Here is a 12,627-nt window from a genome sequence, read left to right as displayed (position 1 = left end):
GGTGGGCGAATGATGGGCATTGCGCCCATTTTTTTTTGGTTCGCCCGATTTCGGTCCTGCGCCCTGGCGCGGGCGGATGGCGGACAGGCAGCACTGCAGCAGGGTCGTCCCGGACGGCAGCGGCGGGTTTGCCTGCCACGGTGTTGATGGCCATTACTCGGGATAACAGTGCATCTGGCAGATTTGATCGAAACCACCCTTAACGGCATGGGATATGAGCTGGTTGAGCTCGAGCGTGCCCCGGCCGGATTGCTGCGTGTCTATATCGATCAGCCTGAAACCGGCATTGCCATCGAGGATTGTGAAAAGGTGAGCCGCCAGCTCACCCACGTGTTTACGGTCGAGAACGTCGACTATGAACGCCTCGAGGTCTCGTCGCCCGGACTGGACCGGCCGCTGAAGAAGCTGGCCGACTATGTCCGCTTTACCGGCGCCGAGGCGCGCGTGACGCTGCGCCTGCCGGTCAACGGGCAAAAGAACTTCACGGGCATCCTGCGCGAACCGACCGGCGAGACGGGCGCGGAGAAGGTCGGCCTGGAGTTCGAGGGCAAGGATGGCCCGGCACTGCTGGAATTTGCCGTATCCGATGTCGACAAGGCACGCCTGGTGCCGGTATTCGACTTCAAAGGAAATCAAAGAAAAGGGAACAAGCAATGAGCCGCGAAGTTCTGTTGCTCGTCGATGCGCTTGCGCGTGAGAAGAACGTCGACAAGGATGTGGTATTCGGTGCCCTGGAGGCGGCGCTCGCCTCGGCCACCAAGAAGCGTTTCGAAGAAGACGTGGATATCCGGGTCGCGATCGATCGCGAGTCGGGCGAGCATGAAACCTTCCGCCGCTGGCTGGTCGTTCCCGACGAGCAGGGTCTGCAGGAGCCGGACAAGCAGATCCTGCTGTTCGAGGCCCGCGATGAGAACCCCAGCATCGAACTGGACGACTATATCGAGCAGCAGATCGAGTCGGTGGAATTCGGCCGTATCGGCGCGCAGGCCGCCAAGCAGGTGATCCTGCAGCGCATCCGCGACGCCGAGCGCGAGCAGATCCTGAACGACTACCTGGATCGCGGCGAGAAAATCATGACCGGCACGGTCAAGCGCGCCGACAAGAAGGGCCTGATCGTGGAATCCGGCCGCGTGGAAGCGCTGCTGACCCGCGACCAGATCATTCCGAAGGAAAACCTGCGCACCGGCGACCGCGTGCGTGCTTATATCCTGAACGTGGACCGCGCCGCGCGCGGCCCGCAGATCGAGCTGTCGCGCACCGCCCCTGAGTTCCTGATCAAGCTCTTCGAAAACGAAGTGCCGGAAATGGAGCAGGGCCTGCTGGAAATCAAGGCCGCCGCGCGTGATCCGGGCGTGCGTGCCAAGATCGCGGTGGTGGCGCACGACAAGCGCATCGACCCGATCGGCACCTGTGTGGGCGTGCGCGGTACGCGCGTGACCGCGGTGCGCAACGAGATCGGCGGCGAGGCCGTGGACATTGTGCTGTGGTCGGAAGACCCGGCGCAGTTCGTCATCGGCGCGCTGGCACCGGCACAGGTGCAGTCGATCGTGGTTGATGAAGAGAAGCACTGCATGGATGTGGTGGTCGACGAGGAAAATCTCGCCGTCGCCATCGGCCGCAGTGGTCAGAACGTACGCCTGGCGTCCGAACTGACCGGCTGGCAGATCAACATCATGACGCAGGAAGAATCGGCGCAGAAGCAAGCCGAAGAGAGTGGTGTCGTGCGCAAGCTGTTCATGTCCAAGCTGGACGTGGATGAGGAAGTGGCAGACATCCTGATCGAGGAAGGCTTCTCCACGCTGGAAGAAGTGGCCTATGTCCCCATCAGTGAAATGATGGAGATCGAGGCCTTTGACGAAGACACCGTCAACGAGCTGCGCAACCGCGCGCGTGATGCGCTCCTGACGATGGAACTGGCCCGGGAAGAAAAGGTGGAAGAGGTATCGCAGGATCTGCGCGCCCTCGACGGCCTGAACCCGGAACTGATCGGCAAGCTGGCCGAAGGTGATATCCACACGCGTGACGACCTGGCCGAACTGGCCGTGGACGAGCTGGTCGAGATGACCGGCGTCAGCGAGGAAGAAGCCAAGGCGCTGATCATGAAAGCACGGGAACATTGGTTCAACTGAGGGACACGGGGCCGGGCCGGCCAACACCAGCCCGGGCGCGCTTTCCGCATACGATTTGTCCCGACGAAGACACCAAGCATTGAAAGGGTTTGAATGGCAAGCACAACAGTTGCCCAACTGGCCGCAGAACTGAGTCGCAGCGCAGCTGCCCTGCTGGAACAATTGCAGGCGGCTGGGGTGGGCAAAGCTGCGCCAGAAGACATCATCACGGAATCGGATAAGACCAGGCTGCTGGACTATCTGAAGCGTTCGCACGGCCAGGCCGACGACAGCTCCCGGAAGAAGATCACGCTGACGAAGCGTGAAACCTCCGAGATCCGCCAGTCGGATGGCGCCGGCAAGACCCGCACGGTCCAGGTGGAAGTGCGTAAGAAGCGCGTGCTGATCAAGCGCGACGAGGCCCACCCCGAGGCGCACGCTGATACAGCCGAGGCCCAGGCCCCGGTCGTCGACGCTGCCGAGCAGGCACGCCGCGAAGAGGAAGAACGCCGCCAGGCCGAACAGCTGGCGCGCCAGGAAGCCGAAGCCAAGGCCGCCCGCGAGGCTGCCGAGCGCGAGGAAGCCGAGCGCCGCGCCCGCCAGGAAGCACTGGAAGCGGAACAGCGCCGCCAGGCCGAACTCGCCGCCAAGAAGGCGGAGGAAGAGGCTGCCGCGTCGCGTGCCGTGACCGAGGCCGCGGAAGACTCCTCGCGCAAGAAGGCCGAGGACGAGAAGGCCCGTGTGACCGCCGAGCGCGCCGAGGCGCAGAAGGCCGCCGACGAGGCCAAGGCTGCCGCCGACAAGGCCCGTGCCGAGCAAGAGATTGCCGCGCGCAAGCGCCGCGAGGCTGCCGAAGCCGAAGCCCGCGCCATCCAGCAGATGCTGAATGCGCCGGCACGCGTGCTGAAGGCGCCGTCCGAGCGCAAGGCTGAGGAAAAGAAGGCCGAGCAGACCGGTACGCTGCACAAGCCGGTCAAGCCGGCTTCCGCGACCGCGACCGAAGCCAAGACTGGCGACAAGAAGCCCGCCACCACGACCACGACCACTACCACCACCGCCGACAAGAAGGGCAAGGTGGGTAAGCCTGGTACGTGGCAGGACGAAGGCAGCCGCAAGAAGGGCAGCGGCCTGAAGACGCGCGGCGATTCGTCGGGCGGCACGGGCGGCTGGCGCGGTGGCCCGCGTGGCCGCGGCGGCAGGCAGCAGCAGCACGACGACAGCCGTAGCAACTTCCAGGCGCCGACCGAACCGGTGGTGCGTGAAGTGCACGTGCCGGAAACCGTCTCCGTGGCCGATCTCGCCCACAAGATGGCAGTGAAGGCATCCGAGGTCATCAAGCAGATGATGAAGCTCGGCCAGATGGTGACCATCAACCAGGTGCTGGACCAGGAAACCGCCATGATCGTGGTGGAAGAAATGGGCCACAAGGCGTTCGCCGCCAAGCTGGATGATCCGGAAGCGCTGCTGGTGGTGGGCGGTGAAGAACACACCGACGCCGAACAGCTGCCGCGTCCGCCGGTGGTGACCGTGATGGGTCACGTCGACCACGGCAAGACCTCGCTGCTGGACTACATCCGCCGCACCAAGGTTGCCGCGGGCGAAGCCGGCGGCATTACGCAGCACATCGGTGCCTACCACGTGGAAACCGACCGTGGCGTGATCACCTTCCTGGACACCCCGGGTCACGAGGCCTTTACGGCCATGCGTGCCCGCGGTGCCAAGGCGACCGACATCGTGATCCTGGTGGTCGCGGCCGACGACGGCGTGATGCCGCAGACCAAGGAAGCGATTGCGCATGCCAAGGCTGCCGGCGTGCCCATCGTGGTGGCGATCAACAAGATCGACAAGCCCGAAGCCAATCCGGACCGCGTCAAGCAGGAACTGGTGGCCGAGCAGGTGGTGCCGGAAGAGTACGGCGGCGATTCGCCGTTCGTGCCGGTGTCGGCCAAGGCCGGCACGGGCATCGAAGAGCTGCTCGAGCAGGTTTCGCTGCAGGCGGAAATCCTGGAACTGAAGGCGCCGGTCGACGCCCCGGCCAAGGGCCTGGTGGTGGAAGCCCAGCTGGACAAGGGCAAGGGCCCGATCGCTACCATCCTGGTCAGCAGCGGCACGCTCAAGCGTGGCGACGTGGTCCTGGCTGGCAGCGCCTACGGCCGCGTTCGTGCCATGCTGGACGAGAACGGCAAGGCGACCAAGGAAGCCGGTCCGTCGATCCCGGTGGAAATCCAGGGTCTGTCGGAAGTGCCTGCCGCCGGTGAAGAAGTGCTGGTGCTGCCGGACGAGCGCAAGGCGCGCGAAATCGCGCTGTTCCGCCAGGGCAAGTTCCGCGATGTGAAGCTGGCCAAGCAACAGGCCGCCAAGCTGGAGAACATGCTCGAGCAGATGGCCGAAGGCGAAGTCCAGACGCTGCCGCTGATCGTCAAGGCGGATGTGCAGGGTTCGCAGGAAGCGCTGGTGCAGTCGCTGCAGAAGCTGTCGACCGCGGAAGTGCGCGTGCAGATCGTGCACGGCGGCGTGGGTGGCATCTCCGAGTCCGACGTCAACCTGGCGACGGCATCGAAGGCGGTCATCATCGGCTTCAACGTTCGTGCCGACGCTGGTGCGCGCAAGCTCGCCGAGCACAACGGCATCGATATCCGCTACTACAACATCATTTACGATGCGGTAGACGAGATCAAGGCGGCGATGTCGGGCATGCTGGCACCAGAGAAGCGCGAGACCACGATCGGCCAGGTCGAGGTGCGCCAGGTGTTCCGCGTGCCGAAGATCGGCGCGGTGGCCGGCTGTATGGTTACCGACGGCATGGTCAAGCGCAATTCGCTGGTGCGCGTGCTGCGCAACAACGTGGTCATCCACGACGGCGAGCTGGATTCGCTGAAGCGCTTCAAGGACGACGTCAAGGAAGTGAAGCAAGGCTTCGAGTGCGGTCTGTCGATCAAGAACTTCAACGATGTTCAGGAAGGCGACCAACTCGAGGTGTACGAAATCACCGAGGTGGCGCGTACGCTGTAAGGCGTCGCAAACAACGGCAGGCTTCGGCCTGCCGTTGTCATCTCAGCAGAACAGCATTGAATGGCCAAGAAAGGCAATATCTCCTCCCGCAATCTCCGCATCTCCGACCAGATCCAGAAGGACCTGGCCGAGATGATCCAGCGCGAACTGCGCGACCCGCGCCTCGGCCTGGTCACGCTGCAGTCGGTCACGCTGACGCCGGACTACGCCCATGCCAAGGTGCACTTCACCGTGCTGGGTGCCGAGCCGGCGACGGCCGAAGCCATCCTCAACGAGAAGGCTGGCTTCCTGCATTCGCTGCTGTACAAGCGCCTGCACATCCATACCGTGCCGACGCTGCGCTTCCTGCACGATACCTCGGTCGAACACGCGATCGAGATGTCCAAGCTGATCAACGAAGCGAACGCCACGCGTTCGAAAGACGACTGAGCCGGCGCCCGTGCCGCCAGGCATGGGCAACGCGGTCCTCAGGGCCGCACGCCGCGCCGCATCAGCGTTGCTCCTGTTTTCTCCGATGACCGATTCCAACGCCGCTCGCCCGCCGCGCCTGCCGCGCCGCGACGTCCATGGTGTGCTGTTGCTCGACAAGCCGCTGGGCCTGTCGTCCAACGATGCGCTGGTGCGCGCCAAGCGCCTGCTGCGCGCCACCAAGGCCGGCCACACCGGCACGCTCGACCCGCTCGCCACCGGCTTGCTGCCGCTGTGCTTTGGCGAGGCCACCAAGTTCTCGCAGGACCTGCTGGAAGCGGACAAGACCTATGACGCCGTGGTGCGGCTGGGTGCGCGCTCCAGTACTGGCGACGCGGAGGGCGAGTTGCTCGATATCCGTGAAGTGACCTGCGACCGCGCCGCGGTGGAGCAGGCGCTGGCGCGCTTTGCCGGCGAGATCGAACAGGTGCCGCCGATGCATTCGGCGCTGAAGAAGGATGGCCGCCCGCTGTACGAGTATGCGCGCGCCGGGCAGACGGTCGAGCGCGCCGCGCGCCGCGTCACCATCCATGCGATCGAACTGATTGATTGTGCTCTGCCCGAATCGCCTGCTTTCACCATGCGCGTGACCTGCAGCAAGGGCACCTACATCCGCACGCTGGCCGAGGATATCGGCGAGGCACTGGGTTGCGGCGCGCACCTGACCGGGCTGCGCCGCATTGCCGTGGGCGACCTGACGCTGGACGGTGCCGTGACGCTCGGGCAGATCGAGCAACAGGACGATGCCGCGCGGCCGGGCATGCTGGCGCCGGTCGACGCGTTGCTGCAGAAGTGCCCGCCCGTGACCCTCGACGAGGCCGCAGCCGGGCGCTTCCTGCAGGGACAGCGCATTGCGCACCGGGACCTGCCGGGCGGTACCGAGGTGGCGGAAGGCGTGCTGGCACGCGTCTATGCCGGCGAGCCCGTACGCCTGCTCGGCGTCGCGCGCATGCGCGAGGGGGCGTTGCGCCCGGAGCGGCTGGTCAGGCTGTAAGCGCGCCCCGCGCCGGCAGCCGGATCAGTCGAGCGTGATCTTCGCCGCCTTGATCACGTCGGCCCACATCTTGCGGTCCTGCGCCAGGAAGCTGGCGAAATGCTCAGGCGTGTCGCCGACCGGCTCGGAGCCGAATTCCGCCATCTTCTTCTTCACTTCCGGATTCGCCAGCGCCTTCACCAGTGCCTGGTTGTAACGGGCCACAATTGGCTTGGGCAGGTCCTTCGGGCCGAAAATGCCTTGCCAGGTCGGCATATTGAAGTCCTTCAGGCCGCTCTCGGCCAGCGTCGGCACCTCAGGCAACAGCGGCGAGCGCTTGCTGCTCGTGACGGCGATGGCGCGCACCTTGCCGGACTTGACCAGCGATGCCGCGGTGGTGATGTTGTCGACGGTCATGGCGATGTGGCCACCCATCAGGTCGGTGATTACCGGCGTGGCACCCTTGTACGGCGCGTGGACCATGTCGACGCCGAGGCGATGCAGCATGGTCTCGGCGATCAGGTGGTTGGAGGTGCCAACCCCGGCCGTGCCATAGGTGACCTGCGGCGTCTTCTTGACGTACGCGGCGAAGTCGGCCATCGACTTGACCGGCAAGGCCGGGTTGATGATCACCACATTAGGCTGCGTCGCCAGCATGGCGATGGGCGTGAAATCGTCCGCCTTGTAGGGCGTGCCCTTCGCGTTGAGCACATGCGTCACCGCCATCGCACCGGCCGCGCCCATGCCGATGGTGTAGCCATCAGCCGGCGCCTTGGCCAGCTTGTCGGCGGCGATATTGCCGCCGGCGCCGGGGACGTTTTCCACCACTACCGGCACGCCGAGGCTTTCCGACAACGGACCTTGCACCAGCCGCGCCAGCAGGTCGGCGGAGCCGCCGGGCGCGAAGCCCACCAGCAACCGCACCGGTTTCGACGGTTTCCACTCCTGCGCATGCGCGCCGGTGGCGGCTACAGCGCCCAGGCCCATGCACACCATGCCGCGCACCAGCGGCCCCATCCACTTCGCCACCTTTTCCATCGTTACTTCCACTCCGCAGTGTCACGGGCAATCTGTCAGCGGGCTTGCCCTTACCCGAAAGAATCATCACAGGCCAAATTCGTTGCGGCCTGCCAATACCTGGCCGAGCAGCCTGGCCACCATCCGGTTGGAGAGCAGCACCGGCGCACGGGCATGGCGCGCGACTTCCGCCCGCATGGCTTCGGTGTAGCCCATGCAGTGCATCACCACCAGGTCGCAGCCGCGCAGGGCTTCGCCGGCCTGCGCGAAGCGGCCGGTGCCCGTGTCGGTATAGGGCGACGCATGCGTGACGCGCAGTTCGCAGGACACGGGCTCGATCAGATGGAAACTGCCGACCTGGCCTTCGAGCGGAAGCACGATGCCAAGCCGCTTGCATCCCTGTGCGAGCGCGACGGTCAGGTGGTCCACCACCTGCTGCGGCTCGATCACCAGCGTGCGCATCGGCGGCAGCGCGGTGCCCGTGCACAGCGGTACCAGCGCGTCGAAGCGGCCATCGTCCAGCGAGGCCATCAGCCGCGCGAGCATGGCCTCGGCCACCGGCTTGCCCATCACCGCCTGCGAGCCGTCGCGCAGTCGGCTGGCGAAGCGGTATTCGTCGCGTGCAGGCGCGAGTGCGGCGATCTGGTCCGCGTCGAGGTCGTCGAGGATGCCGAATTCTTCGGCCGCCACCGGCAATCCCAGGTCGGCCAGCATCTGCGGGACCACGTCGGTGCGTGGCGCCTGGCCGATGGTGACGAAGGCCACGCGCGGCAGGCGTTCGGCCATGTCAGTCATGCCGTTACCCCTACGGTCTGCAGGTGCGCCAGCGAGCCGTAGCGCCGCTGCAGCTCGGCCCACTCGTCAACGTCATGGAAAGGGCACTGGCCCTGGCCGAACAGCTTTGCCACCTCGATGCAGAAGCGCGTGGCCACGTCCAGGTCATGGGCGTTGGTCACGCCGGTCGCGCATCCCGGCACCGTGGTCTGCGAGGTCAGCGCGACACCGACTACCGGTGCATCGGTGACGATGGCCGGCTGCATGATCGAGTTGACGTGCCACAGCCCGTTCTCGTAGGGCGTGATGTCTTGCGTGGTTAGCGGCAGCACCACCGGCAACTCGCCGCTGACCCAGCCGATCAGGTCCAGCATGCGTTCGGGCAGGCGCAGCAGCCAGCCTTCCCTGGCGACCGGCGTCAGCGCCACGCCGCGCCGGTTGACGAAGCGGTTGCCGCGCGTGGTGTCGACCGACAGGATCGCCGCCATCTGCGGGTGCACCTCATGCGACATCATCGTGCGCATGGCGAAGGGCGACTTCATCATCGGCACCGGCTGATGCGGCCGCGTGGCGGCATGCGGGCAGATGTGGGTGTGGATGCGGACCGGGCCGGCGAGCACGTCGCCGCCGGCGGCCATGTCGGCCAGCTTGAGTGCGGTGGCGACCGCGACGATGGCACCGTCGGCATCGGACACCAGGCCGGTGACGGCCGGCCGCGCGCCCACGCCGCCGAGGCGGCCGACCACGCCCAGCGCGGGCGCATCGGGGTTGCGGCCGGGCAGCGTGCAGGCGAGGAAGTCGGTGTAGAGGCCGTTTTCTTCCACGCGCGTCACTGTGACGTCGCTGATGCCGCGTGCGCGCAGCAAAGTGGCAACGGCTTCGCCGTCGACATTGGCCGCGGACAGCAGCTCGATCGATTCAATCACCTGCTTGATGGACATCTTGCTTGCTTCCTGTGGTGCGATGGGTCAGATGGCGGTGGCGCAGTCCGGCACGGACAAGGTGCCGGGTGCGACGTCGACGATCTCCGGGCCGAGGAACCAGCGCGCGGCATGTGCGCCGCCCATCTCCATGCGATCGCCGGATACGCGCAAACAGTTGCCTTCGGGCAGGCCCAGCACCGGCATCTGCGGCTGCAGCACGGTGAATTCGGCCAGCCGCTGGTCACGCGTTTCGCCGCGGAATCCCGGCACCACGAGGTTGAAGTAGTGCGGGTTGATCTGGAAGGGCACCAGCGCGAGCGCATCGAGGCCGCCGGGATCGGCGACGGGCATGTCGTTGGTGGTGCGGATGGTCGGGCAGGCCACGTTGGTGCCGGCGCTCCAGCCGATAAAGCGCGCGGCGCCCGAGCGCACCTGGCGCGCAATGGCGGGCAGCAGGCCGCGCTCGCGCAGGCATTGCAGCAGGCGGAAGGTATTGCCGCCACCGATGACGATCAGTTCGGCCGCTTCCACCGCCCGCACGCAGTCGGCATCGGACAGCCGGTGCGGCGAGTGCGCTTCAATGCCAGCCGGTGCCAGCGCGTCGCGCACCTGCGTTTCGTAGCTGTCCCAGTCGCGCGTGACGCCGGCGAACGGGAGGAAGCAGGCACGGGTGCGCCCGCCGGCCAGTTCGCGGATGGCGGCGTGCGCATGGACGAGGTAGCCCGCGTCGCTGGTGGAATTGCTCAGTAACAGGAGTTCCATGGGGATATGCTGGCTGGATTGCTAAAGTCAGGCGGTGTCGCGGGGGTGGAGCCAGAGCGGATCGCCGATGCGCTGCCCGACCGGCGCCACCGCTTGCACCAGTGTTTCGCGCAGCGCGTGGGCCTGGGCCTGGCTGACCTGCATCGCGGTGAAGGACAGGCACAGGCCGCGCACATCGCCGGAGAGCGGATCGGCCAGCGTGGTGGCCACGGCGCCAATGCCCGGCATGCCTTCATTCACCGCGACCGCGCTGCGCTCGCGGCTGGCGCTTGCCACGCGCTCGGCCAGTTCGGCCACGGTAGTGGGGCAGCCGGCGGGCGCTCCGGGCAACTTGCGCGCACCGGAGGTGCCATAGCGTGCGCTGAATTCAGCTTCCGGCAGGCGCGAGAGCAGGACGCGGCCCATCGCGGTGGTGAATGCCGGCCGGCGTGCGCCCGGCGGCGACAGCACTTGCACCGGGTTGCTGCCGTTCAGGCGCTGCAGGACCACGGTGTCGGTACCGTCGAGCATCGACAGGTAGGCGGTGAAGCCGGTGGAGTCCGACAGCGAGGCCAGGATCGCCCGGCATTGCTCGTCGAACGGATGCGCCTGTGTCGCCGCCTGGGCGGCGCGGATCAGCAGCGTCCCGGGGCGGTAGCGTCGCGAGGATGGCTGCAGCTCCAGCAGCCGGTAGCGCACCATCTGCGCCAGCAACCGCGAAGCCGAGCTCTTGGCCAGGCCGAGTTCATCAATGACGTCGTTAAACGTGACCTCGTGCCGGCCCTGTTCGAACATGGCCAGCACGCTTTCCACGCCTTCGAGAATGCTCACACCGTCGCTCCGTCTTGCTGTCTTTCCGTTAGGTTCCGTTTTTCGGAACCTAAGTTCCGTAAATCGGTTCGGAAATCATAGGACGGCTGGGATCGGAATACAAGGGGTCCGGCGAGAAGGCAAAAAAAGGGACGCTCGAAAGCGTCCCTTTGTCCATAAACAGGCGTGTGCCTCAGTGCGCCGCCATCGCGTCCGCCGAGCCCCCACCGCCCTTTGCAGGCCGCGTCAGCCAGACGAAGCCGATCAGCACGAAGAACAGCATCCCCGAGATCCAGAAGATATCGTTGGCACCCAGCATGGCCGCCTGCTGGCTGATGTTGCGCTCGATCACGCCCACCGCCTGCGCCTGGCTCATGCCCATCTGCATCAGGTGGTCGAGCTGGTCGTGGTAGGCCGGGTTGAACGGATTCACCTGCTCGACCAGCTGCGCATGGTGCAGGGCAGAGCGGTTCTCCCAAACCGTGGTCGAGATCGAGGCGCCGATGCCGCCGAAGGTGATCCGCACGAAGTTCGACAGGCCCGATGCCGCCGGAATCTTCTCGGCCGGCTGTCCCGACAGGATGATCGACGTCAGCGGGATGAAGAACATCGCCATCGCCGCGCCCTGGATCAGGGTCGGCACCATCAGCGTCCAGGTATCGACCTGCGTGGTGAAGCCCGAACGCATCAAACTGACGATGCCGAAGGTGATGAACGCGGCCGTTGCGACCCAGCGCGCATCCATCTTCGGCAGGTTGCGCCCGATGACCGGGGACAGCAGGATCGCGAAGATCCCCACCGGCGCCATCACGATGCCTGCATCCGTCGCGGTATAGCCGACGATAGTCTGCAGCCAAAGCGGCAAAATCACCAGGTTGCCGAAGAACAACCCGTATGCCACCGAGATGGCCACCACGCCGGAGCTGAAGTTGCGGCCCTTGAACAGGCTGATGTCCACGATCGGATGCTTCTCATAGGTCTCCCACGCCAGGAAGAACAGGAAGCCGACAATGGCGACCAGCGTCAGCACGACGATCTCGGTGGAGTGGAACCAGTCCAGCTCCTTGCCCTTGTCGAGCATCAGCTGCATCGACCCCACCCAGATCACCAGCAGCGCCAGGCCGATGCGGTCGATCGGCAGCATCTTGGTCGGCGTCTCGCGGTCCTTGTAGATGGCCCAGGTGGCGTAGGCGGTGATGATCCCCACCGGCACGTTGATATAGAAGATCCACGGCCACGTCATGTTGTCTGAGATCCAGCCGCCCAGCAGCGGACCCATGATGGGCGCCACCAGCGTGGTCATGCCCCACAGCGCCAGCGCCATGGTGCTTTTTGCGGGCGGATAGCTCGATAGCAGCAGCGACTGCGACAGCGGGATCATCGGCCCCGCCACCGCCCCTTGCAGGACCCGCGCGGCCAGCAGCGTTTCCAGGTTGGGCGCGACGCCGCACAGCCACGACGCCACCACGAACAGCAGGATCGACGTGATGAACAGCCGCACCGCGCCGAAGCGCGTGGTCAGCCAGCCGGTCAGTGGCACCGAGATCGCGTTGGCCACCGCGAACGAGGTGATGACCCAGGTGCCCTGGTTCGGCGCCACGCCGAGGTCGCCCGAGATTGCCGGGATCGACACGTTGGCGATTGACGAGTCGAGCACGTTCATGAACGTGGCCAGCGACAGCGCGATGGTGCCGATCACCAGCTTGCCGCCGGTCAGCGGCTGCGGCTGCTGCGGCGCCAGCGGCGCGGCAGGCCGCGCCGTTGCGCCGCCGGACTGCGCGGCGGTGATGGAGTTGGCCAT

The 12,627-nt window shown here is 66.0% G+C and carries 11 protein-coding genes; 5 read left to right on the top strand and 6 right to left on the bottom strand.

Going from position 1 to position 12,627, the window contains the following annotated elements; genetic code table 11:
• Window positions 1–168 precede the first annotated feature (168 nt).
• The 5 genes from rimP (at window position 169) to truB (ending at window position 6,582) form a co-directional block, all read left to right on the top strand.
• A complete protein-coding gene (rimP, locus tag LPA45_RS10560; protein WP_116320439.1) occupies window positions 169–657 on the top strand; it encodes a ribosome maturation factor RimP in 489 nt (162 codons plus the stop codon).
• Window positions 654–2,129 (top strand): transcription termination factor NusA, encoded by a 1,476-nt coding sequence (gene nusA / locus LPA45_RS10555; RefSeq protein ID WP_116320440.1) that lies wholly within the window; start codon window positions 654–656, stop codon window positions 2,127–2,129. Before rimP ends, nusA begins: the two co-directional genes overlap by 4 nt.
• 93 nt (window positions 2,130–2,222) lie before the next feature.
• A complete protein-coding gene (gene infB, locus LPA45_RS10550; RefSeq protein WP_116320441.1) occupies window positions 2,223–5,120 on the top strand; it encodes a translation initiation factor IF-2 in 2,898 nt (965 codons plus the stop codon).
• A 60-nt stretch (window positions 5,121–5,180) separates the two neighbouring features.
• Window positions 5,181–5,549, top strand: coding sequence for a 30S ribosome-binding factor RbfA (gene rbfA / locus LPA45_RS10545; RefSeq protein WP_029046201.1), 369 nt, complete (start codon window positions 5,181–5,183; stop codon window positions 5,547–5,549).
• 85 nt (window positions 5,550–5,634) lie between these two features.
• The gene (gene truB, locus LPA45_RS10540) at window positions 5,635–6,582 is read left to right on the top strand and encodes a tRNA pseudouridine(55) synthase TruB (RefSeq protein ID WP_317921193.1); all 948 of its coding nucleotides are present in this window, start codon (window positions 5,635–5,637) and stop codon (window positions 6,580–6,582) included.
• A gap of 24 nt (window positions 6,583–6,606) precedes the next feature.
• On the opposite strand, the gene LPA45_RS10535 is transcribed toward truB, so the two are convergent.
• The 6 genes from LPA45_RS10535 to LPA45_RS10510 form a co-directional block, all read right to left on the bottom strand.
• Complete coding sequence (locus LPA45_RS10535) at window positions 6,607–7,599, bottom strand: tripartite tricarboxylate transporter substrate binding protein (protein WP_317921192.1); 993 nt, start codon at window positions 7,597–7,599, stop codon at window positions 6,607–6,609.
• A 66-nt stretch (window positions 7,600–7,665) separates the two neighbouring features.
• Window positions 7,666–8,373 (bottom strand): AroM family protein, encoded by a 708-nt coding sequence (locus LPA45_RS10530; RefSeq protein WP_116320443.1) that lies wholly within the window; start codon window positions 8,371–8,373, stop codon window positions 7,666–7,668.
• Window positions 8,370–9,293: a DUF1177 domain-containing protein gene (locus LPA45_RS10525; RefSeq protein ID WP_116320444.1), complete on the bottom strand. Its 924-nt coding sequence runs from the start codon at window positions 9,291–9,293 to the stop codon at window positions 8,370–8,372. Before LPA45_RS10525 ends, LPA45_RS10530 begins: the two co-directional genes overlap by 4 nt.
• A 27-nt stretch (window positions 9,294–9,320) precedes the next feature.
• Entirely contained in the window at window positions 9,321–10,037 is a 717-nt protein-coding gene (pepE, locus tag LPA45_RS10520; RefSeq protein WP_317921191.1) for a dipeptidase PepE, read from the bottom strand.
• A gap of 27 nt (window positions 10,038–10,064) precedes the next feature.
• The gene (locus tag LPA45_RS10515) at window positions 10,065–10,847 is read right to left on the bottom strand and encodes an IclR family transcriptional regulator (RefSeq protein ID WP_317921190.1); all 783 of its coding nucleotides are present in this window, start codon (window positions 10,845–10,847) and stop codon (window positions 10,065–10,067) included.
• Between the two features lie 172 nt (window positions 10,848–11,019).
• The gene (locus LPA45_RS10510; RefSeq protein ID WP_317921189.1) at window positions 11,020–12,627 is read right to left on the bottom strand and encodes a DHA2 family efflux MFS transporter permease subunit; all 1,608 of its coding nucleotides are present in this window, start codon (window positions 12,625–12,627) and stop codon (window positions 11,020–11,022) included.

Source organism: Cupriavidus sp. Agwp_2 (assembly GCF_040784895.1).
In the GTDB taxonomy this organism is placed as follows: domain Bacteria; phylum Pseudomonadota; class Gammaproteobacteria; order Burkholderiales; family Burkholderiaceae; genus Cupriavidus.
Note: the sequence above shows the minus strand (reverse complement) of the source record. Positions and strands in the feature narration are given on the sequence as shown.

Coding starts and splice junctions, on each gene's coding strand:
- rbfA (WP_029046201.1), top strand. CDS start 5,181: ATGGCCAAGAAAGGCAATATCTCCTCCCGCAATCTCCGCATCTCCGAC.
- pepE (WP_317921191.1), bottom strand. CDS start 10,037: ATGGAACTCCTGTTACTGAGCAATTCCACCAGCGACGCGGGCTACCTC.
- LPA45_RS10530 (WP_116320443.1), bottom strand. CDS start 8,373: ATGACTGACATGGCCGAACGCCTGCCGCGCGTGGCCTTCGTCACCATC.
- truB (WP_317921193.1), top strand. CDS start 5,635: ATGACCGATTCCAACGCCGCTCGCCCGCCGCGCCTGCCGCGCCGCGAC.
- LPA45_RS10525 (WP_116320444.1), bottom strand. CDS start 9,293: ATGTCCATCAAGCAGGTGATTGAATCGATCGAGCTGCTGTCCGCGGCC.
- nusA (WP_116320440.1), top strand. CDS start 654: ATGAGCCGCGAAGTTCTGTTGCTCGTCGATGCGCTTGCGCGTGAGAAG.
- LPA45_RS10535 (WP_317921192.1), bottom strand. CDS start 7,599: ATGGAAAAGGTGGCGAAGTGGATGGGGCCGCTGGTGCGCGGCATGGTG.
- infB (WP_116320441.1), top strand. CDS start 2,223: ATGGCAAGCACAACAGTTGCCCAACTGGCCGCAGAACTGAGTCGCAGC.
- LPA45_RS10510 (WP_317921189.1), bottom strand. CDS start 12,627: ATGGCCAACTCCATCACCGCCGCGCAGTCCGGCGGCGCAACGGCGCGG.